We start from the raw sequence: 25,386 nt of genomic DNA, 5'->3' as shown, positions 1-25,386 counted from the left end.
ATGTGTCGAACAGCTCCGCGATCTATTGCTGACTGAGCCACACCGTGTCGGTATCGAGCCGCACCTCCAGTGCCGGCGCACCGTCGTCGCGCCGGTAGAGCAGTACCCCTCCCGATGGTTCGTCGGTCACGGGCGGCCGCCTTCGCGGTCGGCGACGATCGCGTCGATCGAAGTGCGCAGCTCGGCCTGATGCGCGACGATCCGCGCGATCTCGGTGTTCTGCGCGCGAATGTCGATGACCTCGCGCGTGACCTCCTGCTCGACGTTCGACGACACGGCGATGTTGTCCTCGTTCGCCCCGATTCGCTCGTTCGACACGAGCGCGGCGACGTGCTCGACAGCCTGCCGGTCCGTGAACGCGTCGAGGATGTGCTGCTGGTCCTCCGGCATGAGCTTGTTCGTGTTGCCGACGCGCGTGAACCAGCTCGAGGCATCGACGTACTCGTAGGCGTCACCGAACAGGTCGATCGCGTTGTCGCCGAAGTCACCCGGTGGGAGGTCACCGATGGCGTCGAGAAGTTTCACGAGTTTCTCGTTGCGCTTCGCCACCGTGTCGCCGAGCCTCGAACTGTTGACGTCGAGGTCGTCCAACAGCCCCGTCAGGTCGTCCTCGCCCTCGGCGCCGATCGCCGACCCCTCGATGTGCTTGAAGACCCGCTCGAGCCTTTCGTTGAGGTTCGCGTCCCGCGGTGCGCGGGTGCGCGCGTTGTCGAAGAGCTCCGAGGGGAGGAGGGTGAAGAAGCTCTTCTCCGCCACGGTGTCGGCGCGGCCGAACTCGGCCTCCGAGTCCGGCTTGCGCGCGTACGTGAAGTCGGCGGCACCGGCCCTCTGCTCGGCATCTTCGATGCAGGCCGCGAAATTCGCCGAGATGAAGCGAGAGAAGAGCATGCCGAGCACATAGGTCGTGAAGTCCCACCCGTCGACGCTGCCGCGAAGGTCGTTCGCGATGCGCCAGGTCGTCTTGTGCAGCTCGGCGCGCTGCGCTTCCTCGGTGGTGGGGGCCATGTGCGTGTTCTCCTGCGCCACGGGCGCGTGCTCGTTCCGCCGATGTGGTGCCCTCACGGTATCGCCACGCACGGACACGCCCTCGGTGCCGCGCGGAACGGGGCGCCGTGTGGTCGTCTCCCGGCGATGGGATCAGCGCGGTGTCGTGCTGCGCCGTGCGCCTCCGGGCGGGAGCCACCACGGCTCCGACGGGAGTTGGGCGGGAGGACGTGCGGGGGCCGCATCGGCCGCGGAGTACGGGGAGTTGTGGGCTGACCCGTCGGCTGAGGGGCGGGTTGTCTACGTGCGTTGCATCGCGGACGATGGTCCACCCCGGAGTGGGTGCCGACAACCACGTGCCAGTACTGCTCGTATCCCCGTCATCATGTCAGTGGCCTGTCGGGCATTCAATTCGATAGAAGAGAGGTACCTGCGTTCATCGTCGCGGTGTTGCGTCGCTGAGCGTGCCGCGTGCAATGAACCACCCAGGTCCGATCGTGGCGACTTCATTGTGTATGTCGACGAGTCCGGCGATCACGGTCTCACGCGTATCACTGACGAGTATCCGCTGTTCGTTCTGGCGTTCTGCGTGTTTCGAATCGATGCGTATGTTGGGCGCGTCGTCCCTCGCGTTCAGCGACGCACGTTCGACTTTTCGGGCACGACATGGTCGTCTTGCATGAGACGGATATTCGCAAGAGTCGTCCACCCTTCGACATTCTGCGCGTCCCCGATCGGACTCGGTATCCTTCGCCCAGATCACGTGAATCGCGCCTGGGATCTCATCCGGCCGAAGATGCGTGTGTCCCCGCGAGGGGAGATGCGGGGCCATGGGCTGAAAGTCTTCCCCTGATCGAGAACAAGCGGCCCCCACCTCGTGTGGGAGCCGCTTGCCGATCGGGTATGCCCAATCCGTACCCCTGATTTCAGGGGGCAGAACTGGCGTCAAACAAGGACGTGGCGTGGCCGGGCACGGTTCGGGGCCAGGCGCGGAGTGCGTTCCAACCTCGCGGGGCGGGGCCGCGTGCGGTCCTGGCCGTCGGAGGAGTGCCGCCGCTCGCGGTGCAGACTTCCGCCGCGACCGAACTGAATCGATTCGAGTCGGGGTGACAGGATTTGAACCTGCGACATCCCGCTCCCAAAGCGGGCGCTCTACCAAGCTGAGCCACACCCCGGTCGCCGCGACGAGCGCAGCCACCGGCGCGAGTCTAGCGGAACGCACCGCCCGTCGTGCGCGCCGCAGGACGGCGCGGGGCACCGCGGCGCTCCGCGACCGTGCGCGAGCGCTGCGTGGATGCGCTACGCTTTCCTGGTTCGTGGCGTCCGCGCCGCGTCCGGGGATGTAGCTCAATGGTAGAGCCTCAGTCTTCCAAACTGATTACGCGGGTTCGATTCCCGTCATCCCCTCCACTTCACGCTGCCACTCCCGCTTGTCGGTCGACGGTCATGTCGTCGTGGCGCCGTCGTCTTCCCCGGGATCCCCGAGCTGCCCCCGTGCGCGATGCGGGGGATAGCCCCGCTGTCCCGTGGCCCGACGATGCGTACGGTCGAAAGCGATCCCAGGGAGGGAACCGATGAACACAAGCGACCCCGTCCGCGACGACACCGAGGCAGGGACCGGCTCGGACGGCGGCCCGGACGACACGACCACGCCGCTCGGCACGTCGACCCGTGCAGCGGGCACGAACGAGGCAGTGACGGGTGCGACGACGCCGCTCGGTACGCCCACCCCGAACACTTCCGCCGCCCCGACCACGCCCCTCGGCGCATCGGTCGGCGCCGCACCGTCGGCCGCCCCGACCCGATCGCAGACGGTGCTGCCGAGTGCACCCGATGCTGCGACGACCCCGCTGTATTCGCCGAACGCCGCCTACGGTGCGACGCCGATCGGGAACGCCGCGTACGACGGCGTGCCCACCGGGCCCGCCGGCTCCGGTGCCGCGCCAGGCGGCAACCCCGCCGCGGACGGCTTCGGGCAGGGCAACACGCTGCCCGGAGGCTGGCCCGGCGAACGGCCGACGACCCACACCTGGACGGGGCCCGGTGTCGGCCCGCAGAAGGGTTTCGGTACGCAGCAGAAGCGTCCCGCCGCCACGACCTTCGAGGGCGCCCGCTCGCTCAGCACGACCGCCCTCGTGCTCGGCATCGTCGGAATGGTCTTCAACCCGTTGGGGGGCTTCAGTATCGCCGCCCTCGTGTGCGGCATCATCGCGAAGTCGCAGATCGACCAGCTTCGGGCGAACGGCGAGGCCGCGCCACCCGACGGCATGGCGATCGCCGCGATCGTGCTCGGCGGCATCGGCTTCGCCGCGACCGCGCTCCTGAAGGGGTTCCTCCTGTAACGCACTCCGCGCGGCGCCACGGCGTCCGGGGCGCAGTCGACGCTCGTCGACTGCGCCCCGAACGTCCGCCCGTCCCGTACCGGACGGGAGGACGTTCCTCGGCGTGGGGCGGACAGCTCCACGGTCGCCTCGGCCCGGCCGGCACGCCCGCGCCCGACATGCGCGGACGCCGTGCGGACACACGAGGCGTGCGTCCATCCCGTTCCCTGGGAACCAGGGGCGAGAGGATTACCCGTGCACCCCGCGGAACGCGTATCCTTGTTCCGTTTGTGCGCCCCGGCGTTCCCCCGCGGGAACCCGAGCCCCGGTGAATCGCGCCGGATGGGTCGGCCGCGCCGCGCAACCGCGCAGTGAACCCACGTACCTCAGGAGAATGCCCACGTGAAGACCTCGGTCGAACAGATCAACCCGACGCACGTCAAGCTCACGATCAACGTCGAGCCCGCCGAGCTCAAGCCCTACCTCGACGGCGCCTACAAGACGATCGCGTCGCAGATCCAGATTCCCGGCTTCCGCAAGGGCAAGGTGCCCGCGCCGATCATCGACCAGCGCGTCGGTCGCGCCGCGGTGCTCGAGCAGGCCATCTCGGACGGTCTCGACGCGTTCTACAACCAGGCGGTGCAGGAGAACGGCGTTCAGCCGCTCGGCCGCCCGCAGGCCGACGTCACCGCGACGCCCGACGTCGCGACGCTCGAGGGCGACCTCGTCATCGAGGTCGAGGTCGACGTGCGTCCCGAGTTCGAGCTGCCCGACTACGCGGGCCTCACGCTCGAGGTCGACGCCGCCGAGGTCACCGACGAGGACGTCCAGGCCGAGCTCGACGAGCTCCGCACGCGCTTCGGCACCCTCAGCACCGTCGACCGCCCGATCGAGGACGGCGACTTCGTGACGCTCGACCTCGTCGCGAGGGTCGACGGCGAGGTCGTCGACGAGGCACAGGGCATCTCCTACGAGATCGGCTCGGGCCAGCTGCTCGACGGCACCGACGACGCGCTCCTCACGCTCACCGCCGGTGAGGAGACGACCTTCACGTCGACGCTCCTCGGTGGCGAGCACGAGGGCGAGGAGGCGGAGATCACGGTCACCGTCGAGGCCGTCAAGGAGCGCGAGCTGCCGGAGGCTGACGACGACTTCGCACAGATGGCGTCGGAGTTCGACACGCTCGAGGAGCTTCGCGACGACCTCCGCACGACCGCGACGAGCAAGAAGACCTTCGAGCAGGTCGACCAGGCGCGCGAGCAGATCGTGCCGAAGCTGCTCGAGCTCGTCGAGATCCCCCTCCCCGCGTCGATCATCGACGACGAGGTGTCCCGTCACCTCGAGCAGGAGGGCAAGCAGCCCGACGACGAGCACGGCGTCGAGGTGCGCGCCGAGGCCGAGAAGTCGTTCCGTCAGCAGGTGCTGCTCGACGCGATCATCAAGGCCGAGAACGTGCAGGTCGAGCAGGACGAGCTCACCCAGTTCCTCATCCAGTCGGCGGCCCAGTACGGCATGCCGCCGCAGGAGTTCGTGAACATCCTGCAGGAGAACAACCAGTTCATGGGCATGGTCGGTGAGGTCGCCCGCTCGAAGGCGCTGCTCCACGTGCTCGACAAGGCCGAGGTCGTCGACGCCGAGGGGAACCCCGTCGACGTGTCGGAGTTCACCGTCGCGGTGCGTCGCGCCGAGGAGAAGGCTGCGGCCGAGGCGTCCTCGACCGCGATCCCCACCGAGGACCTCGTCGACGACGAGACCGGGGACGAGGCGGCCGACGAGGTCGACGCCAAGTAGCACGCAGGACATGTGAGCGAACGGGCCGGGACGAGACATCGTCCCGGCCCGTTCGTCGTTCCGCCACGGGCGTGCGCGGGACGAGCGGTTCCCGGGGACGCCATCGGCGTGGCAGGATCGCGACGACGGAAGGAGCCGCGATGGACGTGACGGTACGGGGGATCGAGGCGGACGATCGGGCCGCGTGGGACGAGCTGTACGCGGGCTACGCACGCTTCTACAAGACGGAGCAGACGGCCGCGATGCGTGACCGGGTCTGGGGGTGGTTGTCCGACCCCGCGAACCCCGTCCGTGGCCTCGTCGCCGTCGACGCCCACGACGTGCCGGTCGGGCTCGCACACTTCCGGCCCTTCCACCGGCCGCTGTCGGCGACGATCGGCTGCTACCTCGACGACCTGTTCGTCGCGCACGCGGCACGGCGCAGCACCGCGGCCGCTCGTCTGCTCGGTGAACTCGAGCGCATCGCACGCGCCGAGGGGTGGAGCGTCGTCCGCGGCATCACGCGCGAGAACAACTACCGCGCCCGCGTGCTCTACGACCGGTTCGCGACGCGCACCGAATGGGTCACCTACGACGCGATCCCCGCACCCGTCGCGGGCACGGTCGACGGCTGACGGGCCCGATCACCGCGCCCCGGCCGTGCGCCGCTCGCGGACGGCGCGCGCGCTCCACCGGCCGTCCTCCTTCGTCACCGTGATCGGGTGCTCGAACGCGTGCGAGATGATCTCGGTCGTGACGACCTCGTCGGCGGGCCCGGCGGCGACGACCGCGCCGTGCGCGATGACGAGCGCGTGGGTCGTCGACTCGGGGAGCTCCTCGAGGTGATGCGTGACGAGGATCGAGGCGACCTCGGGAGCGGAGTGCGCGAGATCGTCGATCGTCTCGAGCAACTGCTCGCGCGCGGCGACGTCGAGCCCCGTCGTGGGCTCGTCGAGGAGCATGAGGCGAGGGTGCGCGATGAGCGCGCGGGCGATGAGTGCGCGGCCGCGCTCGCCCTGCGACATGGTCGGCCAGACCGCATCACGCCGCGCCGTCAACCCGACCTCGGCGATGAGCTCGTCCGCCTCCGCCGCCTGCTCGGGCGTGGGCTGCCACCGGATGGGTCGCTCGATCGTCCCCGTCAGGCCCGTGAACACGACGTCACGGACGGACTCCTCACCCCGGATCGGGTGGCGCGGATTGACGTGTCCGATATCGCGCCGCAGTGCCTGCAGCTCGACGCGGCCGAGGCGGCGACCGAGCACCTCGACCGTGCCGGACGTCGGGTGGGCGAGCGCGCCGCAGAACCCGAGCACTGTGCTCTTCCCGGCACCGTTGGGCCCGAGCATCGCCCAGTGCTCGCCCGCGCGGACGGTCAGGTCGATGCCGCGAAGTATCTCGCGGCCGTCGCGACGGAAGGTGACGTCGCGGAGTTCCAGCACCGGCACACTCACGTCCACGATCGTTCTCCTCGTTCGTTCCAATAGCGTCGCGCCGGCTCCGCGAGCCCGGTCAGGAGCGCGGGGGCGACGCGGGGCGGCCGTGCGCGGGCGTTCTCGGCGAGCTGTGTCGGCGTGACGGCGCCGCACAGCACGACATCCGCCCACGGCTCGGCGAGGGCCGCGCCGATCGCGAACGCGTCGACCGACTGGTCGTCGTCGGCGGCGAGGGCGGCGACACGAGGTTCGTCGCCGGCCGGGCTCAGGCGGCCGTTCGCGAGGGCCTCCTTGACGACGACCGTCCAGCCGGCGTCGTGGGCCGCCTCGAGCGAGGGCCCGGCGGACGGGTCGAGCAGGTTCCACGTGCTCTGCACGACGGAGAAGGGGGAGTCGTCGACGGCCCGCGCCCGATCGAGGACCTCGGCCTGGCCCGGACCGCTCGTGGACAGCCCGACACGCACCCCCGAGTCGCGCAGGTGCCGGAGCGCATCGAGGGTCGGGGGCGAGTCGAGCACGGGACTGTCGGAAGTCAGCGAGTGCACGAGATAGATGTCGGGCCGCGTCCCGAGGGCCGCCAGGGTCTGTGGCCACTGCGCCTCGAAGTGCGCGAGCGAGTGGTCCTTGCGCTCCTGGACGGGCGCGTCCGGGTCCCAGCCGCCGACGTACTCGTAGCCCCACTTCGAGCCGATCACGAGCTCGGCGCGACGGGCGGCGTGCGCGGTCAGCCAGGAGCCGAGGAACGACTCGGCGAGGCCGTACGATCGCGCGACGTCGACGTAGCGGATACCGAGGTCCCACGCCGCGTCGAGGAGCTCGTGGGTCCGCTCCCGCATCACCTCGACCGACCTCGAGTCGGCCGGGCCGAGCGAACGGTCCCGACCGGCCGTGATGTAGGTGGGTCGCCCGATCGCCGCGAGCCCGAGCCCGAGGCGTGTGACGTCGTGCCGGTCGGCCGACGGGGCCGGGGGCGTGGCGGGGGACTGCATACCGTCACGATACGCGCCGATTCGTGCCCGACGGCCCGTTCGAGGGTTGCGTCGAGCGGGGTGCGCGGCGCCGCTCGCTTGCCCGTTCGTGCGCGGTCGGGGCGGCCCCGCCCGCAGCGCATCGACGAGTGCGGTGTCGCGCGCAACCTCTGCCGATGGCGAACAGGGCGGCGAGCGGGACGCCTCGCCGGTAGATTCGTCACGACTCACAAGAATGGAGCGACCGTGGCCGAAATCACTCTGCCGAACAGCGTCTTCGAGAAGCTGCTCAACGACCGGATCATCTGGCTCGGATCCGAGGTGCGCGACGAGAACGCGAACGAGATCTGCGCGAAGATCCTCCTGCTCGCCGCGGCCGATTCCGAGAAGGACATCTACCTCTACATCAACTCGCCCGGCGGGTCCATCACGGCCGGTATGGCGATCTTCGACACGATGCAGTTCGTGCCGAACGACATCGTCACCGTCGGCATCGGAATGGCCGCCTCGATGGGGCAGCTCCTGCTCACGGCGGGCGAGCCCGGCAAGCGCTACATCACCCCGAACGCACGCGTCCTGCTGCACCAGCCGCACGGCGGCTTCGGCGGCACCGCGTCCGACATCCAGACGCAGGCGCAGCTCATCCTCTCGATGAAGCAGCGTCTCGCCGAGATCACGGCCGAGCGCACCGGCAAGAGCGTCGAGCAGATCAACGCGGACGGTGACCGCGACCGCTGGTTCACCGCCGAGCAGGCGCTCGAGTACGGCTTCGTCGACCACATCCGCGCGTCCGCGAGCGAGGTCGTCGGCGGCGGCGGCACCGACAAGCGCATCTCGGACGACCCGGACAACGCCTGAGCGGCAGGAGAACGAACCACATGACGATCCCAGATTTCCAGTCCCGCTACATCCTGCCCTCCTTCGAGGAGCGCACGGCGTACGGCTACAAGCGACAGGACCCGTACGCGAAGCTCTTCGAGGACCGCATCGTGTTCCTCGGCGTGCAGGTCGACGACGCGTCGGCCGATGACGTCATGGCCCAGCTCCTCGTGCTCGAGAGCCAGGACCCGGACCGCGACATCACGATGTACATCAACTCGCCCGGCGGCTCGTTCACGGCCATGACGGCGATCTACGACACGATGCAGTACATCCGTCCCCAGGTGCAGACAGTGTGCCTCGGCCAGGCCGCCTCGGCCGCGGCCGTGCTGCTCGCGGCCGGTGAGCCCGGCAAGCGGCTCGCGCTGCCGAACGCACGCGTGCTCATCCACCAGCCCGCGACGGGTGGCTCCTCGGGCCAGGCCTCGGACATCGAGATCCAGGCGCAGGAGGTGCTCCGCATGCGCGAGTGGCTGGAGGAGGCGCTCTCGCGGCACTCGAACCGCACGGTCGAGCAGGTGAACAAGGACATCGAGCGCGACAAGATCCTGTCGGCGTCGGAGTCCCTCGAGTACGGGCTCATCGACCAGGTGCTCACGAGCCGGAAGGGCGCACAGCCCGTCATCGTCGACTGATCCGCTCACGCGACGACGAGACCCTCCACGGGCCCGACCGATTCGTTCGGCCGGGCCCGTCGGCGTTCCGCCGCCCGGGGGAGCGGCGGGGCACGTGTGCGGCGTGTGACCCACGTGCCGCGCGTGGCGGACGTTGTCGACAACACCTGTCCGCGCCCGGCGAACGCGCGTGCCGGAACGTCGAACGGCGTCACCGTCGCGCTATCGTCGGGGGCGGAGGCTAGGCTTGTGTCTCCACGACCTGGAGGGTGGACCATGGCGCGAATCGGCGAATCGAGCGACCTGCTCAAGTGCTCGTTCTGCGGGAAGAGCCAGAAGCAGGTGAAGCAGCTCATCGCCGGGCCCGGCGTGTACATCTGCGACGAGTGCGTCGAGCTCTGCAACGAGATCATCGAAGAGCGCATGGCGGAGTCGCAGGACGAGACGGTCGCCGACTTCGTCCTCCCGAAGCCCCGCGAGATCTTCGCGTTCCTCGAGGAGTACGTCATCGGCCAGGAGGCGGCGAAGAAGTCGCTCGCCGTGGCCGTCTACAACCACTACAAGCGCGTGCGCGCGATGGGGCAGATCACGTCCGCGGAGGACCGCGTCGACGAGGTCGAGATCGCGAAGAGCAACATCATGCTCATCGGCCCGACCGGCTGCGGGAAGACGTACCTCGCGCAATCGCTCGCGAAGCGTCTCAACGTGCCGTTCGCGGTCGCCGACGCGACGGCCCTCACCGAGGCGGGCTACGTCGGCGAGGACGTCGAGAACATCCTCCTCAAGCTCCTTCAGGCCGCCGACTACGACGTGAAGCGCGCCGAGACCGGCATCATCTACATCGACGAGGTCGACAAGATCGCGCGCAAGGCCGAGAACCCCTCCATCACTCGCGACGTCTCGGGTGAGGGCGTGCAGCAGGCGCTCCTGAAGATCCTCGAGGGCACCGTCGCGTCGGTGCCGCCGCAGGGCGGTCGCAAGCATCCGCAGCAGGAGTTCATCCAGATCGACACGACGAACGTGCTGTTCATCGTCGCGGGCGCGTTCGCCGGCCTCGAGGAGATCATCTCCTCGCGGGCGGGCAAGAAGGGCATCGGCTTCGGCTCGCCCCTCCACTCGAAGGACGAGACGCTCGACATCTTCAGCGAGGTGTTGCCGGAGGACCTGCACAAGTTCGGCCTCATCCCCGAGTTCATCGGTCGCCTTCCCGTCATCACGACGGTCTCGCCACTCGACCGCGAGGCGCTCATCGACATCCTCACGACACCGAAGAACGCGCTCGTGCGCCAGTACCAGAAGATGTTCGAGCTGGACGGCGTCGAACTCGAGTTCACGCCCGAGGCCCTCGAGGAGATCGCCGAACTCGCCGTCAAGCGGCAGACGGGCGCTCGCGGCCTCCGCGCGATCCTCGAGGAGACGCTCGGGCCGGTCATGTTCGACGTGCCGTCCGACGAGAACGCGCAGCGCGTGGTCATCACACGCGACGTCGTCATGAAGAACGCGGCGCCGACCATCCTCCCGCGCCAGAAGCTGCGCACCGAGAAGTCCGCCTAGGCGATTCCGAAGACGTCGGGGGCGTGATGGCGAGCGGGCCGCGAAACGGCTACGCGGCCGTCAACGCGGCTGCCGATCGCCTCCTCGACGGTGTGGGCGACGCGGCGAAGAAGCTCGTCGACCGGCCGGCGTTCCGTGCGGTCGCGCGTGCGGGCTTCGTCGTGGCGGGCCTCGTCAACGTCCTCATCGGGGTGCTCGCGATGCAGCTCGCGCTCGGTGGGGGAGCGACGCGACCCGATCAGGCGGGCGCGGTCGAACTGGTCGAGCTGGTGCCCGGTGGAACGGTCCTCCTCGTCGTGTGTCTCCTCGCGATCGCGATGTTGATGCTGTGGCTCCTGCTCGACGGTCTCGCGGAACGGTCCAGGCGAGGCGGGAGCGAGGGGGCGCGTGCGTTCGGGAAGCGCGTCGGCGTGCTCTTGGTGTACGGGGCGGTGGCGCTGACGATCCAGCGCGCGCTCTCGGGATCGTCGAGCGACACGGAGCAGACCGCGGACAGCGCGTCGACCTCGATCATCGGCACGTGGTGGGGTGCGAGCCTGATCGTGATCGTCGGCCTGGTGATCGCGGGCGTCGGTGTGTACGCCATCGCGGTCGGCGTACGTCGGACCTTCACGAAGACGCTCGATCTCGCCGGGTCGGGCCCGGCCCGACATCTCGTCGTCGGCGCTGGCGTCGTGGGGCACGTCGCCCGCGGTCTCGCCTTCATCGTCATGGGCGCCCTCTGCGTCATCGCCGTCGTGACGCGTGATCCCGAGACGGTCGGTGGCCTCGGCGGCACCCTGCAGACGATCGCCGAGCAGCCGTTCGGCCCGTGGCTCCTCACCGCCGTCGGCGTCGGGCTGTGTGCGTACGGCCTCTTCCTCGCACTGCGCGCCCGATTCGAGGATCTGGATCGCACCGTCTGACGCGGCCGCGTCGTCCGACGCGTTCGTGCCGACGCGTTCGTGCCGGCGCGTTCGTGCCGCCGGGTGGACGTCCGGCGACGGTGCCGGCGTGTGCGCCCGGCGCAGCAGTGCGTCGGCTGCCGGTGGATCAGCCTCCCGGATCCGCGTCGAGGCCCGTGCGTCGCGCGATCGCGGGCCGCGCAGAACTCTCTTGGCGAACACTCAGACTTGAAGTAAGGTTAAGCAGCCCTTAGTTAGGCTCCCCTTAATTCCTCGGGTGGTCGAGGGCGCTTCGAGCACGACTCGGGGTCGTTCCCCATCGACCCCTGCTGTGTCGTGCCTGCTCACAAGGAGAACAGATGACAGCAACACGCGAAACGGCGGCCGCCAGGTCGTCCGTGTTGAAGCGGGGCGGCTTCGCCGTCGCCGCAGGTGTCCTCGCGGCAGGGCTCGGCTTCGGCGCCGCGCCCGCGTTCGCGGCGGACGGAGCGGCGAACGTGACGGGCGCGTCGCTCTCGTGGCAGCTCAACGACGAATCCGGCGGCGGCGCCTACTTCGGCGGCTGCAACTTCCTCTCGGCCGGCGCCGCGGGGAACTCCGGGAGCTCGCGACTGTGGACGGAGAGCGACGGCTTCTACAAGTCGAGTGACGGCGACGTCACGATCACGAAGCCCGACAGCGCTGGGACCCAGGTCGCACCGACGTGGTCCACCAAGTGCCAGAACGCCGCGGGCGGTGCGGTGTCGCCGGCCGCCGGCTCGACGACCGCGAACCGCGTCAACCTCGCGAACGGCACGGGCACGGTCGACGTCGACGCCGACACCGGTTCGATCGCCTGGGACGGGTCGTTCACGATCGTGTTCTACGGTGGTCTCACCTACTGGACCGTGAGCGACCTGCACCTCGACGTCGAGAACGGCGAGGGAACGCTCCGCGGCACCGCCTCGGGCTACGGCGCCGACATGTACGACACGTCGAAGTGGGTCGAGCTCGCGCCCGCGACGATCGACCTCGCGACGTTCAGCGGTGTCGACCTCGCCCCCGCCGGGGTCACGATCAACCCCGACTACGCGGGCGTCGAGGTCTCGGTGTCGGGCACGCCGCAGGTCAAGACCGGTGCGACCTTCGGTTCGTTCCCGCAGTCGTTCGTGACGTTCAACGAGCTCACCGGCCAGTCGTCGTACTGGTACAGCTCGGGTGGCGCGGCCGACCCGAAGAAGCCCGCCAAGCCGATCAGCGTCGGCTACACGATCGAGGACCCGGAGACGCCTGTCGCGGGCGGCGCCGGTGACATCGACGTGACGCTCCCCGAGGTCACGCCGCCCATCGAGGAGCCGAGCGGTGAGTTCGGGTGGGCCTGGGCGAGCAACGACGTCGTCGACCTCGGAACGGCCGCGCAGGTCGGCGACACGTTCGTCGCGAACGGATCGCTCAACAACGTGCTCGTGACCGACACCCGCAAGGGCGGCGCCTCGCCGTACACGTGGAGCCTCTCGGGAGCGTCGAGCGACTTCACGTCGAGCACGGGTTCCTTCTCGGGCTCGTACCTCGGCTGGACGCCCTCGGTCGTCGACACCGCCTCCACGACGGTGACCGCGGGTGCCGCGGTCGCATCGAGCGCCACGGGCGGTGCGGGTCTCGCGACCTCGAGCGTGCTCGCGACGTCGACCACCGCATCGAGCGCGACGCTCGGCGCCGGCCTCGAGCTCGTGGTGCCGACCACGACGGCGTCCGGTGACTACCGCGCGACGCTGACCGTCACCGCGATCTCCTGATCGCCTGACCGATCGCGCGGTGCACGGGCACGACCCCGTGCACCGCGCGATCCCGGCGCCGCTGCGCCACACCGACGACACCCCGGCAACCGATGCCGGGCCGCACCACGAGGGAACCCCCATGCCCACCCTGATCCCGCTGCGGGAGCGACGCGTCCGCGCGGCGCTCCCGATCGCGTTGCTGCTCGGCGCCGCCGCACTGTCGATCGCGCCGCTCGTCCCCGCGCAGGCGGACACGGCCGATGCACCCGCCTGGACCGTCGCGACGGTCGACAACGATCTCGGCGCCGGACGCGCGAACTTCGGGTACGAGGTCGACCCGGGCCAGTCGGTCACCGACTCGATCCGCATCACCAACGTCGGACAGGGCACGCTCGATCTCGACGTGTACGCGGCCGACGCGTTCACGACGACGGACGGGGCCATCGACATCCTGCCCACGGGGGAGACCTCGACCGATGCCGGATCGTGGGTCGTCCCCGATGTGAGCGAGCTCGTGCTCGAACCCGGCCAGAGCTCGGACGTGACGTTCACGGTCACCGTGCCCGACAACGCCACGCCCGGCGACCACTCGGCCGCGATCGTCGCGTCGCTGCCGCCCGGCGAGAGCATCGACCAGGTGCAGGTCGAGCGCCGCCTCGGCCTCCGCATCGACCTGCGCGTGAGCGGAGCGCTCGCGCCCACGGCCGAGATCCGCAACCTCACCACGAGCTACAGCTCCGGCTGGAACCCCTTCGGCGGCGGCGAGATCGCGATCTCGTACGAGCTCGTGAACACGGGCAACGTCCGGCTGGCATCGATCGAGGACCTCCGGCTCGCCGGCATCAGCGGCACGGGTGGCATCGCCCTCATCGGTGGCGAGATCCCCGAGCTCCTGCCCGGCTCGAGCGTCGTCATGTCGAAGACGGTCGCGACGAGCGCCATCGGCCCGCTGTCGGGCACCCTCACGGTCCACACCCAACCGGTCGGCGCCGGATCGGACCTGCCACAGACCGTCACGGCACCGATCAGCCTGTTCGCGCTGCCGTGGATGCTCGTCGTGCTCCTCGTGATCGTCCTGCTCGTGATCGCCGCGATCCTGTTCTGGTGGTGGCGCCGACGCCGACTCGACCTGCTGCTCGCCGAACTCGATGACGAGGACGAGCCGCTGCGCGCCCCCGAACCGGCCGCCGGACGCGCATCGCGCGTCGCCCTCCGAACCGCCGGTGCCGTCGTCGCGCTCGTCGCCGGGCTCGCCGTCGTCGGGGGATTCGCGGTGGAGCCGGCCGCCGCGGTCGCCGTCACGTCGTCCACGCGCGACGCGGACGACATCGTCGTCGGCATCCCGACCGCGACGTCACTCCCGACGACCGCGCCGACGAGCTCCGGCGCTCCCCAGTCGACGGGTGCATCGACGGCCGGCACCGGGGGTACGGGCACGGGCACGGGCGGACTCGCCGCCACGGGTGGTGACGACGTCGCACTCGTCGCGGGGGTCGGCGCCCTCGCACTCCTCGCCGTCGGGGCGGCGCTCCTCGCGCTGCGCCGCTCCGCCCCTCACGACCCGAGCGGCGACGCCACGAGCGTCCGCTGACCGGACGGCGCGTCCCGGCGACGGGACCCAGCCGACGAACCACGACCCACGGGGACCCATGACCCTCCCACGCATACTCCGGCGCTTCCGGCGACAGACGATCCGCCGCACCACCTGGATCGTCGTCGCGGCGAGCGTCGTCACCCTCCTCTGGGTGAACGGCTTCCACAACATCGGTGCGGCGGACGCGGGCAGCAACGAATCGTGCGTCGCCCAGCCGGAGCAGCGAGAGCCCCAGCCGCCGACGCTGCCCGACGTGACCTCGGCCGACCTGCCCGATCCGCGCACGATCACCGGCCCGTCGACGGCGTACACCCAGAGCAGCGCCATCCCGCCGATCAGCTCGGCGGCGAGCGCAGTCCAGCAGCTCCCCGCGACCGTCACGAGCTCCGACGGGCCCGAGACGACCGTCACGGACACGAGCCGCATCCTCGCGCTCAATCAGAACGGCGGCCTCGCCGCCGCCGTCATCGGCCTGGGCTTCGGATGCAATCTCGTCGGACGCGACACCGCGACCGACATCGAGAAGCTCATGCCCGGCAACGAACAGCTTCCGCTCGTCACCCAGAACGGGCACGAGCTGAGCGCCGAGGCGATCCTCGAGCTCGCGCCGACCGTCGTCGTCTCCGATACGTCCGTCGGCCCCTACGACGTCCAGCTCCAGCTCCGCGAGGCCGGCATCCCCGTCGTCATGATCCCCATCGTGTACGAGGAGGGCGTCGACGGCGTCGGCTCCCAGATCCAACTCGTCGCGGACGCACTCGGGGTCCCCGAACTCGGGCGTGCGCTCGCCGACCGTACCCAGCGCGAGATCGGCCAGACCGTGCAAGCGCTCGCGGCGATGTCGCCGAGCGACACGGAGGACAAGCCGCGCACGGTCCTCCTCTACCTCCGCGGCAGCATCTACTACTGGTTGGGGGCCGGCTCGGGGGCCGACTCGATCATCCGCAGCATCGGTGCACGCGACGTCGCGACCGAGGTCGGCTTCGAGGGCATGGCGCCGACGAACGCGGAAGCGCTCGTGCAGGCCGCGCCCGACGTCATCATCGTCATGACCCTCGGGCTCGCCTCCGTCGGCGGGCTCGAGGCGGCGCTCGAACTCCCCGGCATCAAGCAGACCCCCGCGGGCGCCAACCAGCGGATCGTGGACATGAGCGACTACGAGGTCATGAGCTTCGGGCCACGCACCGCATCGGTGCTCGCCGCGCTCGGAACCGCGATCTACGCACCCGAGCTCGCGTACACACCGGAGCCGGAACCGACGAGCGGTGCGAAGGGGTGATGGTCGAATGACGTCCACACACGAGGCCCGGACCGGCGCGGCACGCGAGGACGACCCGTCCCGTTCGACCGGGTCCGCGTCCGAGCGCGACCGGCGTCCCGGCACCCACGGCAGCACACCGTCCGTCGAGCGACCGCTCGATGCGCCGCGGCCCGCCCCGCCGCGCACGAAGCGCGCCCGGGCGACCCTGCTCGCGATCGGGCTCGCGATCGCCCTCCTCGCCGGCTGCCTCCTGTCGGCCATGATCGGACAGCTCTACATCCCGCCGGGTGAGGTCGTCGGATTCGTCCTCGGCGGGCTCGGGATCGACTGGCTGCCCGGGCCCAGCCACGAGTTCGGCGCGGCCGCGCTCGCTGAGGTGCGGTTCCCACGCATCGTCCTCACGCTCCTCGTCGGCGCCGCGCTCGCCGTGGCCGGCGCGCTCATGCAGGGCATCTTCGGCAACCCGCTCGCGGAGCCCGGCTCGGTCGGTGTCTCGTCGGGGGCGGCCGTCGGCGCGAGCTTCTCGATCCTGTTCGGGCTCACGTTCCTCGGCCCGTTCACGACCCCGGCGTTCGCGTTCGTCGCCGGTCTCGTGACGACCTTCCTCGTGTACGCCCTGTCCCGGACGGGCGGACGCACGGAGGTCATCACGCTCATCCTCACGGGCGTCGCGGTCAATGCGGTGTGCGGTGCCCTCATCGCGTTCATCACCTTCAAGGTGCCCACGCAGGCGCGCGAGCAGATCGTGTTCTGGCAGATGGGGAGCCTCAACGGCAGTCGCTGGGAACAGGTTCTGCTCGTCGCGCCGCTCATCGTCGTCGGTGCCGCACTCGCGATCGCGATGGGACGCAAGCTCGACCTCCTGAGCCTCGGCGAGAAGGCCGCCCGCCACGTGGGCGTCGACGTCGAACGCGTCCGCGTGCTCTCGATGGTGTACGTCGCGCTGCTCGTCTCGGCGGCGGTCGCGTTCGCCGGCATCATCGCGTTCGTCGGCCTCGTCGTGCCGCACATCATCCGCATGATCATCGGGCCCGCGCACCGGGCGCTGCTTCTCTGTTCGGTGCTCGGCGGTGCGTTCCTGCTCACGATGGCCGACCTCGCGGCGCGCACGCTCGTCGAGTTCGCCGACCTCCCGATCGGCATGCTCACATCGCTCATCGGCGGCCCATTCTTCTTCTACCTCATCCGGCGTAGTCGGACGAAGGGCGGTGGCTGGCAGTGAGCAGCATCATCATGGGCCGACGGCGGACGCCGCGGCAGGCGGCGCCGGGCGAGGTCGTGCTCCGCGTCCGCGGCGCGACGGTCGAGTTCGGCGAACGGCGCGTGCTGGACGGTCTCGACCTCGACATCCGCGCGGGCGAGGTGCTCGCACTCGTCGGCCCGAACGGTGCCGGAAAGTCGACGCTCATCAACGTCATCACGAACGACGTCGACATCGTCGAGGGCACGGTCGAACTCGACGGGGTACCGAGCCACGCGTGGACGGGCACGGAACTCGCCATGCGCCGCGCCGTGCTCCTGCAGCAGGTCGACATCGCCTTCCCGTTCACGGTCGAGGAGGTCGTCGACATGGGTCGATCGCCGTGGCAGGGCACGAGCGAGCGCGATCGCGACGAACTCATCACGGCGGGCGCGATGCGCCGCACCGACACGGAACGGTTCGCCGACCGCCACTATCCGTCGCTCTCGGGTGGCGAGCGAGCACGCGCCGCGCTGGCACGCGTCCTCGCACAGACCGCATCGGTCATGCTGCTCGACGAGCCGACCGCGGCGATGGACATCCGTCACCAGGAACTCGTCCTCGACCTCGTGCGCAGCTACGCCGCGACGGGCTGCGCCGTCGTCATCATCGTCCACAACCTCGACCTCGCGGCCGCATACGCGGATCGCATCGCGCTGCTCGACGACGGCCGGATCGTCGCGGACGGGACGCCCGAGGACGTGCTCACGGCGGAACTCGTGTCGAACGTCTACGAGTACCCGGTCCAGATCCTCCGGGACCCCGTCACGGACGCCCCCATCGTCGTGCCCGTCCGGCGCGCACCGGATCGTGTGCGGCGCGACCCGCCGCGACACGAGCCGGAGGTCGGGACCCGATCCGGCGCGGAGCGGCCACCGGGCCCCGGGGCGCCGCCGGTCGGCGATCACACCGACCTCGTGCCGGTGGGTGCGCGCGGCTCGGGTGGCGGCGGGACCGCTCCCGAGCCCCCACCGTGGCCGGACCCGACGGCCGACGACGACACCGTCCCCGCTCCCGACACCGACGAATCCTCGACCGCCGACGACGAAAGGCCGAACGCATGATCGCGACCGCATCCCGAACACTGCAGCGAACCGCGGGCGTCGTCCTCGCCGCACTCGTCCTCGGCCTCGTCACGATCGGCCTCGGCGCCGCGCCCGCCCACGCCGCCGCGCAGGTCTCGGTCTCCGGCAACCCGAATCCCGATGCGCAGAGCGAGATCGCGCTGCAGGGCACGGGGTTCCAGTCCGTACAGGGTGGCTTCGGCGGCATCTACGTCCTGTTCGGGTGGGTCGACGACCCGAACGGCGGCTCCTGGCGGCCGAGCCAGGGGGGCGTGACGGGCGCGAACTATCGCTACGTGTACGACGACGAGACGAACCCGGCCGGGTTCCAGCTGTTCGTCACGTTCCCCGGCAGCTCCACCTCCTACGCGGCCAACGGCGGGGAGGTCGCGGCCGACGGCACCTGGTCGGGCACCATCCGCATCCCGGGCGCCGTGTTCCAGACCTTCGATCGCGACCAGAACGCGACGACCGTCGACTGCCGTGAGGTCCAGTGCGGCATCATCACGATCGGTGCGCACGGCGTGAAGAACGCGAACAACGAGTCGTTCACGCCTGTCACCTTCGCCGGTGCCGCGGCGGCGCAGCCCCAGACCGCGGCGCCGGCGACCGAGGCGGCGCCCGCGGCGAGCGAGACCGCGGCGCCCGCCGCCGCACCTGCCGGGACGGCCGCGACGGCCGCCACGGGCAACGAGACCCAGCAGACACAGGGCTCGTCGCTCGCGATGCTCGACTGGTTCCTCGTGCTGCTGCCCGTGTTCTTCGTCATCGGCCTCTCGGTCGTCGCGCTCGCCGTCGGGATCGGCGCGTATCTCGCCGCGAAGAGCCTCATCCTCGGCGTCAATCCGGAAGCGCTCGAGAAGGTGCGCGGGCAACGTGAACGCCGCGCGATCCGCGAACGCGAGAAGCAACGCCGCAAGACCGCCGCACTCCGGCTCGCCCAGGAGTCCCGCAGCGCCCGGGCGCGGCAGCGGGTGTCCGGGGCGGCGGCGCGGCGCACGCTGCTCGACGGGCCCGACGCGGCACCGAGCACCGAGCCGCCGAGCGACCGCATGATCGACTTCTTCCGGATCGAGACCGATGCGATGCGCGAACAGAACTCGCCGCTCCTCGGCCCCGCGACGCCGGCCGGCGGGGTGGCCGCCCCGGCGACGGTCGCGGGCGGCATCGATCTCGAGAAGCACCAGGACGCCCCGACCGTGCTCGTCCCGACGGGCGCGAGTCACGACGACGAGGAGCGCTCATGACGAGGCGACTCCGAATCGCGGCACCCGGCATCGTGACCCGTGTCGTCGCGGCGGTCGGTGTGGCCGTCGTCGCGGTCGGCGGCCTGCTCGCGCTCACGGACGACGCCGCGGTCGCCGCGGTGGAACCGATCACCGACGTGAACCTCTCGTGGCAACTGAACGACGAGGTCGGCGGTGGCGCCTATTTCGGTGGCTGCAACTTCCTCTCGGCCGGGACGGCGGGGAACTCGGGCAGCTCGCGGTTGTGGACCGAATCGGATGGGTTCTACAGGGCCAGTGACGGCGATGTGACGATCACGAAGCCCGACAGCTCGGGCACCCAGGTCGCGCCGACCTGGTCCACGAAATGCCAGACGTCCGCCGGCACGCCTGCCGCGACGAGCGCCGGGTCGACGACCGCGAACCGCGTCAACCTCGCGAACGGCACGGGAACGATCGACGTCGACGCGGGAACGGCGTCGATCGCGTGGCGCGGATCGTTCACGATCGTGTTCTACGGCGGCCTGACCTACTGGACCGTGAGTGACGTGCGGCTCGATGTCGCCGACGGCTCGGGGACGCTGCGCGGGACGGCGTCCGGCTACGGCGCGGACATGTACGACACGTCGAAGTGGGTCGAACTCGCTCCCACGGAGATCGACCTCGCGACGTTCAGCGGCGTCGCGCTCGCGTCCGGGGGATTCACGATCACGCCCGACTACGACCGGGTCACGGTGTCGGTCTCGGGGACACCGCAGGTGACGAGCGGCGCCGACGCGGGGTCGTTCCCGCAGTCGTTCATCACGTTCAACGAGCTCACCGGCCAATCGTCCTACTGGTACAGCTCGGGTGGCGCGGCCGACCCGAAGAAGCGCGCGAAGCCCATCACGGTCACGGTCGGAGCGACGCCGAGTGCGGCCCCGGACCACACACGCATTCCGAAGGGGTTGAAGGAACTCGGCATCGGGTTCACCGGGCTCGGCGCCTCGGCCGAGGAGGTGCGGGTCACCGACGGCACGGGGCCCCTCGTCGCCTCGCCCACCGTCGTCCCCGTCTCGGGCGGCGCCGGCCGGGGCGTCTGGAACGTCGCGGACCTGCCGCTCGGAACGAACCGATTGATCGTCGAAGTCCGCTCGGGGGACTCGTGGACGGCCGCCGACATCCCGCCGCTCGAGATCGAGGTCGTTCCGGCGCTCGGCACGGCGACCCCGACGCTCGGGACCCCGAGCACGACGAGCGACTCGGTCACGATCGACTGGTCGTGGACGCACACGGACGCGGGACCCCCGACCGACTACGTCACGCGTGTCTACGCCGGGACTACGGCCACCGGGACGCCGGTCGGGGAGCGCACCTCGACGGAGCGTTCGTACACGCTCGGTGGGCTCCGACCCGACCAGTCGTACACGGTCACCGTCACACCACGCGTCGCGGGCGCCGAGGGGAGCCCCGCGAGCCTCACGACGAAGACGGCGGTCGCCGGGAACACGACCCCCACACCCACACCGACCGACGATCCAGGTGGCGCCGACGCCGGCGGTGCCACGCTCTACTGGGGGCTCAACAAGGAGAGCACGAGCGGTGCGTTCTACGGCGGCTGCAACTTCCTCGTGGCCGGTTCCGGTCCCGTGCGCGGCAGCTCCGGTGTGTGGAACGAATCCGAGTACCGTTCGGCCGACGGCGACGTCACCGTCATCAAGCCCAACGGCGCCACCTTCGAGCAGGCGAGCTGGGCCAACACGTGCGCCGATCGTGGAGGTGTCGCCGTCTCGACGCAGCGGCAGGGGTCGGACAGCGAATCGCAGGTTCGCATCACCGACGGTGAGGTGACGAAGGCGAGCGACGGCTCGCTCCGTGTGCAGTGGCGCGGATCATTCACGGTCGCGTTCTACGGCGGTCTCGCCTACTGGTCGGCGACCGACCCCCTCCTCGTCGTCGACGCATCGGGATCCGGCCGGGTCACCGCGACCGGCAGCGGCTACGGCGCCTCCATGCAGGACGCGTCCAAGTGGGTGAAACTCGACGACCGCACGATCACGCTCGCGAACCTCGGCGGCATCGACGCCGCGACCGTCGAGCGAGACGGGGGCTTCGCGCTCACCCCCGACTACCTCGGCGTGAGCTACACCGGGACCGGATCCTCGCAGGGCGTCGTCGGTTCGGGCGACGGGACCGCCACCGGACAGGCGGCACGAACGGCGGCCAACGGATCGTACTGGGGCTCGTTCCCGAGCGACTTCGTCGACTTCCAGAACGAGACCGGCCTGTTCTCGTACTGGTTCACCTCCGGCGGTGCGCGAGACGTCTACAAGCCGACGCTCCCCATGACCGTGAGCCTCGACGGCACGGGCGCACCCGAGGTCGGCACGTACAGTGCCTCGACGCCCCTGGCACTGAATCAGTCGCAGTCCGGCGGCACGAACACGGGTTCCGGTGCCGCAGCGCCGCAGGCCCAGGCCGCCGAGGAGGCCACGGGCGAGGCGAGCGGGAACGAGGTCGCCACGGCGTCGGGGCCGGAGGCCGGCGGCGCGGACACCACGCGCGGTCCCATCCACCCCGGGCTCCTCGCGGCCGGCGGCGCCGGGCTCGTCGGGGTCGCCGGACTGAACTGGGCCGTCGGCCTGCTCATCAGGCGACGGCTCGGCCTCGATCCGACGATGTTCGGCTGAACGGGCGAGGCCGCCCGGGCGGTCGTCCTCGGACGACGACCACCCGGGTCGGTCGACGCGGGGCCGACCGGACGGTCTCCCGCGCACGCGGCACCTCGACCGTCAGCGGTGCGCGGTGCCCTCATCGAGCGGCGCGAGCGGTGCGTCCGGGGCGTCCGGGGCATCGAGCTCGACGGGCATCAGCCCGCGACGCTCCAGGAGCGGTTCGAGGCGGGCGTCGCGTCCGCGGAAGTCGCGATAGGCCGCCATCGGGTCGAGGGATCCACCGACACCGAGCAGGCGTGAGCGGAACCGGTCACCGTTCTCGCGACGGAGGCCACCGTTCTCGCGGAACCACTCGACCGTGTCGGCATCGAGCACCTCGCTCCAGATGTATCCGTAGTAACCGGCCGCGTAGCCGCCGGCGAAGATGTGCTGGAACGTGCGCGACGAGTACCGCGGTGGGACGAGCGGATTGTCGAGACCAGCGCGTTCGAGTGCGACCGCCTCGAAGGCGTCGACATCGTCGATCGCCTGCGCATCGGCGGCCGACAGCGTGTGCCACGCCTGGTCCAGGACCGACGCGGCAAGGTACTCGCTCGTCGCGAATCCCTCGTTGAACGCCGAACTCGCGACGAGGCGGTCGATGAGGTCGGTCGGCAGCGGCTCGCCCGTCTCGACGTGGCGGGCGTAGTTCTCCACGATCTCCGGCTCGAGCATCCACGACTCGTTGACCTGGCTCGGGAACTCCACGAAGTCGCGCTCGACGTTCGTGCCGCCCGAAGACGGGTAGTCGACGATCGCGAACAGCCCGTGCAACGCGTGTCCGAACTCGTGGAACAGCGTCTCGACCTCGTCGAGCGTCAGCAGCGCAGGCGCGCCCTCCGAGGGACGGGGCACGTTCAGGTTGTTCGTCACGACCGTCGGATCGCCGAAGAGCCGATTCTGCTGCACGAGGTCGTTCATCCACGCGCCGCCCCGCTTCTCGTCACGCGTGAACAGGTCGAGCAGATACAACCCGACGGGGGTGCCGTCCTCGTCGTCCACCTCGAACACGCGGACATCCGGGTGGTAGCCCACGAGGTCGTCGCGCTCGACGAACCGCACGCCGTAGAGCCGGGTCGCAGCCTCGAACACGCCGTCGCGCAGCACGCGCTCCGCCTCGAACCAGTCGCGCAGGGCGGCCGTGTCGATTTCGTGGTCGCGGGCTCGCACGAGCTCCGCGTAGTACGACCAGTCCCACGGCTCGAGCGCGAACGGTTCGCCCCCCGCCTCCCGCTGCAGTGCATCCGCGAGGCCCTGCAGGACCTCCTGCTCGACCCGCGCGTTCCGGGCAGCAGGGGGTGCGAGGAGCGCGAGTCGTTCGGCGATCACCTCGGGGGAGCCGGCGGTCGACCGGGCGGCGACGAGCGCCGATTCGTTCGGGAACCCGAGCAGCTCGGCCCGCCGTGCCCGCAGTCGAACGATCTCGAGCACCACCTCGCCCGTGTCGTTCGCGTTACCGCGAGCACCTCGCGCGATCGACGCGCGGAAGAGCCGCTCGCGCACGTCCCGGCGCTCGAGCCGGGCGAGTGCGGGCTGATTCGTGAAGAGGGAGAGGGGGAGCACGTACGAGCCGTCGAGCCCACGGTCGGCAGCCGCGCGCGCGGCCGCTCGGATCTCGGACGACGAGAGGCCGGCCAGGTCCGATTCGTCGTCCAGCACGAGGGCGAGATCGTTCGCATCGGCCGAGAGCCGCTGCTGGAACGTCGTCGTGAGCGTCGACAGCCGCTGGTTCAGCTCCCGGAGCGCCGCCTTGCCGGCCTCGTCGAGCGCGGCGCCGCCGACGCGGAAGGCGGTCTCCGTGCGACGCAGCACGTAGGCCTGCTCGGGGGTGAGATCGAGTTCGTCCGCGTGGTCCGCGACGGTGCGGATGCGTGCGTACAGCCGATCGTCGAGCGTGATCGCGTCGTCGTGCGCCGCGTACCGTGGGTTGATCTCGGTCTCGATCGCCTCGATCACCGGCGTCGCGTGGGCGCTCGCGACGTTGTAGAACGCGGCCGCGACCCGTCGCAGCAGTCGACCCGACCGTTCCAGCGCCTCGATCGTGTTCTCGAACGTCGCGGGGTCGGGATCGGTCGCGATCCGTTCGATCTCGTCGAGCTGTTCGGCGAACGCCGCCTCGAACGCGGGCGGATAGTGCTCGTCGCGGATCTCGGCGAACGGCGGGAGCGCGAACGGGAGCGTGCTCGGCGAGGCGAAGGGATTGTCGTGAGCGAGTCGGGTGGGCATCCCACAAGACTAGGGGCGGGTGGCGCCCCGTTCCGCGCGTCAGTCCGAGGTCGGACGGTCGGGGAAGAGGTCGTCCTCGTCCTCGTCGTCCCACGCCGGTGCGTCCGATTCCTCGGCGCCCGGTGCGTCGCCGTGCACGTGGCCGTCCGGGCCGAGCGCGAGCCGATACCCGGAGTCGTGCTCCACGACGGGACGGTCCTCGAGCCACGTGAGCGTCCACTCCCCTCCGGGGAGCGTTCGCTCCGCCGCACGGAGGGCATCGAGCATCGCCGTCGGCAGCCCCCGCGGCGGCGGCGAACCGGCCGCCCAGCGCCCGCCGATGCGCACCGTCAGGCGCCGTTCGTCGAGGTGACGAGCGTGTGGACGACGGCCCGCCGTGGCGCGACCTGACGATCCTGCAACACCTCGGCGATCTCCTCGTCGTCGCCCGCCTCGACGCGGAGCCCGCTCGCGCCGCGCTCGTTGGCGAGCGCGTCGACCGCGCCGATCAACTCGCCGGCGACGCCGTTGCGGCGCGCGGATCGGACCACATAGAGATCGTCCACAACGAACACCGTGTCACCCGACTTCGGCTGCACGGCCTCGTGGAACAGGACGAACCCGTTGATCGCCCCCTCGGCCTCGGCGACGAGCGCCTCGAGCCGGGCGGGGCGTTCGTCGATCCATTGCCACACCTGGAGGGCGTGATGTTCGGTCAATTCGATCCCGTGCTCCTCCAGCGAGGCACCGAACACGTCGTGCCAGGCGAAGAAGTCGCGGGAGACCACGGGACGGACCTGCGCCGCCGTGGCCCGGAAACGTCGGACGCCGCGAGCACGGCGGGCGTTCGGTGCGGGTGGGGTGTCTGGCATGCCTCTGTTCTCGGACTGGGAGGTGCTCGGGGGGATGCGACCTGGGATCGGGTCTCCCACCATA

At 70.4% G+C, this 25,386-nt stretch carries 20 protein-coding genes and 2 tRNA genes; 15 read left to right on the top strand and 7 right to left on the bottom strand.

What is annotated here, in order from left to right; all coding sequences use genetic code 11:
* Window positions 1–126: 126 nt before the first annotated feature.
* Together HNR16_RS10285 and HNR16_RS10280 are read right to left on the bottom strand one after the other, a co-directional pair.
* Window positions 127–1,005 carry a type I restriction-modification system subunit M N-terminal domain-containing protein gene (locus HNR16_RS10285; protein ID WP_158040585.1) on the bottom strand — a complete coding sequence of 293 codons (879 nt, stop codon included), beginning with the start codon at window positions 1,003–1,005 and terminating at the stop codon, window positions 127–129.
* A gap of 1,080 nt (window positions 1,006–2,085) precedes the next feature.
* A tRNA-Pro gene (locus HNR16_RS10280) sits at window positions 2,086–2,159 on the bottom strand.
* Window positions 2,160–2,320: 161 nt separating this feature from the next.
* Between HNR16_RS10280 and HNR16_RS10275 the strand changes: the two genes are divergently transcribed.
* From HNR16_RS10275 to HNR16_RS10260, 4 genes are all read left to right on the top strand, one after another.
* A tRNA-Gly gene (locus HNR16_RS10275) sits at window positions 2,321–2,394 on the top strand.
* A 164-nt stretch (window positions 2,395–2,558) separates the two neighbouring features.
* Window positions 2,559–3,326, top strand: coding sequence for a DUF4190 domain-containing protein (locus HNR16_RS10270; RefSeq protein ID WP_158040584.1), 768 nt, complete (start codon window positions 2,559–2,561; stop codon window positions 3,324–3,326).
* 381 nt (window positions 3,327–3,707) lie between these two features.
* Window positions 3,708–5,096, top strand: coding sequence for a trigger factor (gene tig, locus HNR16_RS10265; RefSeq protein ID WP_158040583.1), 1,389 nt, complete (start codon window positions 3,708–3,710; stop codon window positions 5,094–5,096).
* A 140-nt stretch (window positions 5,097–5,236) separates the two neighbouring features.
* Window positions 5,237–5,710 (top strand): GNAT family N-acetyltransferase, encoded by a 474-nt coding sequence (locus HNR16_RS10260; protein ID WP_158040582.1) that lies wholly within the window; start codon window positions 5,237–5,239, stop codon window positions 5,708–5,710.
* 9 nt (window positions 5,711–5,719) lie between these two features.
* Here the strand turns inward: HNR16_RS10260 and HNR16_RS10255 are convergent, their stop codons facing one another.
* Together HNR16_RS10255 and HNR16_RS10250 are read right to left on the bottom strand one after the other, a co-directional pair.
* Window positions 5,720–6,535, bottom strand: a complete 816-nt coding sequence (locus HNR16_RS10255) for an ABC transporter ATP-binding protein (RefSeq protein ID WP_452608576.1) — start codon at window positions 6,533–6,535, stop codon at window positions 5,720–5,722.
* The gene (locus HNR16_RS10250; RefSeq protein ID WP_158040581.1) at window positions 6,526–7,500 is read right to left on the bottom strand and encodes an aldo/keto reductase; all 975 of its coding nucleotides are present in this window, start codon (window positions 7,498–7,500) and stop codon (window positions 6,526–6,528) included. The genes HNR16_RS10255 and HNR16_RS10250 overlap by 10 nt, the downstream gene beginning before the upstream one ends.
* 225 nt (window positions 7,501–7,725) lie before the next feature.
* Between HNR16_RS10250 and HNR16_RS10245 the strand changes: the two genes are divergently transcribed.
* The 11 genes from HNR16_RS10245 (at window position 7,726) to HNR16_RS10195 (ending at window position 22,221) form a co-directional block, all read left to right on the top strand.
* Window positions 7,726–8,337 carry an ATP-dependent Clp protease proteolytic subunit gene (locus HNR16_RS10245; RefSeq protein WP_179558200.1) on the top strand — a complete coding sequence of 204 codons (612 nt, stop codon included), beginning with the start codon at window positions 7,726–7,728 and terminating at the stop codon, window positions 8,335–8,337.
* Between the two features lie 20 nt (window positions 8,338–8,357).
* On the top strand, window positions 8,358–8,993 hold the full coding sequence (locus HNR16_RS10240) for an ATP-dependent Clp protease proteolytic subunit (RefSeq protein WP_158040580.1): 636 nt from the start codon (window positions 8,358–8,360) through the stop codon (window positions 8,991–8,993).
* Window positions 8,994–9,248: 255 nt separating this feature from the next.
* Window positions 9,249–10,526, top strand: coding sequence for an ATP-dependent Clp protease ATP-binding subunit ClpX (clpX, locus tag HNR16_RS10235; RefSeq protein WP_158040579.1), 1,278 nt, complete (start codon window positions 9,249–9,251; stop codon window positions 10,524–10,526).
* Between the two features lie 26 nt (window positions 10,527–10,552).
* Window positions 10,553–11,431 carry a DUF1206 domain-containing protein gene (locus HNR16_RS10230; protein ID WP_158040578.1) on the top strand — a complete coding sequence of 293 codons (879 nt, stop codon included), beginning with the start codon at window positions 10,553–10,555 and terminating at the stop codon, window positions 11,429–11,431.
* A 338-nt stretch (window positions 11,432–11,769) separates the two neighbouring features.
* Entirely contained in the window at window positions 11,770–13,185 is a 1,416-nt protein-coding gene (locus HNR16_RS10225) for an HtaA domain-containing protein (RefSeq protein ID WP_179558199.1), read from the top strand.
* Between the two features lie 121 nt (window positions 13,186–13,306).
* Window positions 13,307–14,758, top strand: a complete 1,452-nt coding sequence (locus HNR16_RS10220) for a WxL protein peptidoglycan domain-containing protein (protein ID WP_158040577.1) — start codon at window positions 13,307–13,309, stop codon at window positions 14,756–14,758.
* 58 nt (window positions 14,759–14,816) lie between these two features.
* Entirely contained in the window at window positions 14,817–16,040 is a 1,224-nt protein-coding gene (locus HNR16_RS10215; RefSeq protein WP_158040576.1) for a heme/hemin ABC transporter substrate-binding protein, read from the top strand.
* Between the two features lie 7 nt (window positions 16,041–16,047).
* Window positions 16,048–17,244, top strand: coding sequence for a FecCD family ABC transporter permease (locus HNR16_RS10210; protein WP_158040575.1), 1,197 nt, complete (start codon window positions 16,048–16,050; stop codon window positions 17,242–17,244).
* On the top strand, window positions 17,241–18,326 hold the full coding sequence (locus HNR16_RS10205; protein WP_225737853.1) for a heme ABC transporter ATP-binding protein: 1,086 nt from the start codon (window positions 17,241–17,243) through the stop codon (window positions 18,324–18,326). The genes HNR16_RS10210 and HNR16_RS10205 overlap by 4 nt, the downstream gene beginning before the upstream one ends.
* Window positions 18,323–19,573, top strand: a complete 1,251-nt coding sequence (locus HNR16_RS10200) for a hypothetical protein (protein ID WP_158040574.1) — start codon at window positions 18,323–18,325, stop codon at window positions 19,571–19,573. The genes HNR16_RS10205 and HNR16_RS10200 overlap by 4 nt, the downstream gene beginning before the upstream one ends.
* Window positions 19,570–22,221: a fibronectin type III domain-containing protein gene (locus tag HNR16_RS10195; RefSeq protein WP_158040573.1), complete on the top strand. Its 2,652-nt coding sequence runs from the start codon at window positions 19,570–19,572 to the stop codon at window positions 22,219–22,221. The genes HNR16_RS10200 and HNR16_RS10195 overlap by 4 nt, the downstream gene beginning before the upstream one ends.
* A gap of 102 nt (window positions 22,222–22,323) precedes the next feature.
* Here HNR16_RS10195 and HNR16_RS10190 read toward each other — a convergent pair whose 3' ends face one another.
* The 3 genes from HNR16_RS10190 to HNR16_RS10180 are packed head-to-tail and all read right to left on the bottom strand — an operon-like array spanning window position 22,324 to window position 25,322.
* Entirely contained in the window at window positions 22,324–24,471 is a 2,148-nt protein-coding gene (locus tag HNR16_RS10190; RefSeq protein ID WP_158040572.1) for a M3 family metallopeptidase, read from the bottom strand.
* 39 nt (window positions 24,472–24,510) lie between these two features.
* Complete coding sequence (locus HNR16_RS10185) at window positions 24,511–24,798, bottom strand: hypothetical protein (RefSeq protein WP_158040571.1); 288 nt, start codon at window positions 24,796–24,798, stop codon at window positions 24,511–24,513.
* 2 nt (window positions 24,799–24,800) lie between these two features.
* Window positions 24,801–25,322, bottom strand: a complete 522-nt coding sequence (locus HNR16_RS10180) for a GNAT family N-acetyltransferase (RefSeq protein WP_179558198.1) — start codon at window positions 25,320–25,322, stop codon at window positions 24,801–24,803.
* Between the last annotated feature and the right edge of the window lie 64 nt (window positions 25,323–25,386).

The sequence above is a fragment of the Pseudoclavibacter chungangensis genome (assembly GCF_013410545.1).
GTDB classification, from domain to species: domain Bacteria; phylum Actinomycetota; class Actinomycetes; order Actinomycetales; family Microbacteriaceae; genus Pseudoclavibacter; species Pseudoclavibacter chungangensis.
Note: the sequence above shows the minus strand (reverse complement) of the source record. Positions and strands in the feature narration are given on the sequence as shown.

What these genes read in the sequence shown, in the direction of transcription:
- HNR16_RS10285 (WP_158040585.1), bottom strand. Translation starts at nt 1,005, where the DNA reads ATGGCCCCCACCACCGAGGAAGCGCAGCGCGCCGAGCTGCACAAGACG.
- HNR16_RS10270 (WP_158040584.1), top strand. Translation starts at nt 2,559, where the DNA reads ATGAACACAAGCGACCCCGTCCGCGACGACACCGAGGCAGGGACCGGC.
- HNR16_RS10260 (WP_158040582.1), top strand. Translation starts at nt 5,237, where the DNA reads ATGGACGTGACGGTACGGGGGATCGAGGCGGACGATCGGGCCGCGTGG.
- HNR16_RS10250 (WP_158040581.1), bottom strand. Translation starts at nt 7,500, where the DNA reads ATGCAGTCCCCCGCCACGCCCCCGGCCCCGTCGGCCGACCGGCACGAC.
- HNR16_RS10240 (WP_158040580.1), top strand. Translation starts at nt 8,358, where the DNA reads ATGACGATCCCAGATTTCCAGTCCCGCTACATCCTGCCCTCCTTCGAG.
- clpX (WP_158040579.1), top strand. Translation starts at nt 9,249, where the DNA reads ATGGCGCGAATCGGCGAATCGAGCGACCTGCTCAAGTGCTCGTTCTGC.
- HNR16_RS10230 (WP_158040578.1), top strand. Translation starts at nt 10,553, where the DNA reads ATGGCGAGCGGGCCGCGAAACGGCTACGCGGCCGTCAACGCGGCTGCC.
- HNR16_RS10225 (WP_179558199.1), top strand. Translation starts at nt 11,770, where the DNA reads ATGACAGCAACACGCGAAACGGCGGCCGCCAGGTCGTCCGTGTTGAAG.
- HNR16_RS10220 (WP_158040577.1), top strand. Translation starts at nt 13,307, where the DNA reads ATGCCCACCCTGATCCCGCTGCGGGAGCGACGCGTCCGCGCGGCGCTC.
- HNR16_RS10215 (WP_158040576.1), top strand. Translation starts at nt 14,817, where the DNA reads ATGACCCTCCCACGCATACTCCGGCGCTTCCGGCGACAGACGATCCGC.
- HNR16_RS10210 (WP_158040575.1), top strand. Translation starts at nt 16,048, where the DNA reads ATGACGTCCACACACGAGGCCCGGACCGGCGCGGCACGCGAGGACGAC.
- HNR16_RS10200 (WP_158040574.1), top strand. Translation starts at nt 18,323, where the DNA reads ATGATCGCGACCGCATCCCGAACACTGCAGCGAACCGCGGGCGTCGTC.
- HNR16_RS10195 (WP_158040573.1), top strand. Translation starts at nt 19,570, where the DNA reads ATGACGAGGCGACTCCGAATCGCGGCACCCGGCATCGTGACCCGTGTC.
- HNR16_RS10190 (WP_158040572.1), bottom strand. Translation starts at nt 24,471, where the DNA reads ATGCCCACCCGACTCGCTCACGACAATCCCTTCGCCTCGCCGAGCACG.
- HNR16_RS10180 (WP_179558198.1), bottom strand. Translation starts at nt 25,322, where the DNA reads ATGCCAGACACCCCACCCGCACCGAACGCCCGCCGTGCTCGCGGCGTC.